Annotated in this window: 1 rRNA gene; it reads left to right on the top strand. The window is 51.8% G+C overall.

Annotated elements, in window-relative coordinates:
• Positions 1-219 (top strand): 16S ribosomal RNA (locus GCM43_RS25610); the annotation flags it as partial.
• Between the last annotated feature and the right edge of the window lie 53 nt (positions 220-272).

Genomic DNA, 272 nt, shown 5'->3' with positions numbered 1-272 from the left:
ACTGCATGAAGTTGGAATCGCTAGTAATCGCGGATCAGCATGTCGCGGTGAATACGTTCCCGGGTCTTGTACACACCGCCCGTCACACCATGGGAGCGGGTTTTACCAGAAGTAGGTAGCTTAACCGTAAGGAGGGCGCTTACCACGGTAGGATTCGTGACTGGGGTGAAGTCGTAACAAGGTAGCCGTATCGGAAGGTGCGGCTGGATCACCTCCTTTCTAGAGTTTGCACGAAGCAGTAATGCTTCACCATCAAATGTTCACACTTATCG

The organism is Janthinobacterium aquaticum (assembly GCF_009208565.1).
Taxonomy (GTDB): domain Bacteria; phylum Pseudomonadota; class Gammaproteobacteria; order Burkholderiales; family Burkholderiaceae_D; genus Janthinobacterium.
Note: the sequence above shows the minus strand (reverse complement) of the source record. Positions and strands in the feature narration are given on the sequence as shown.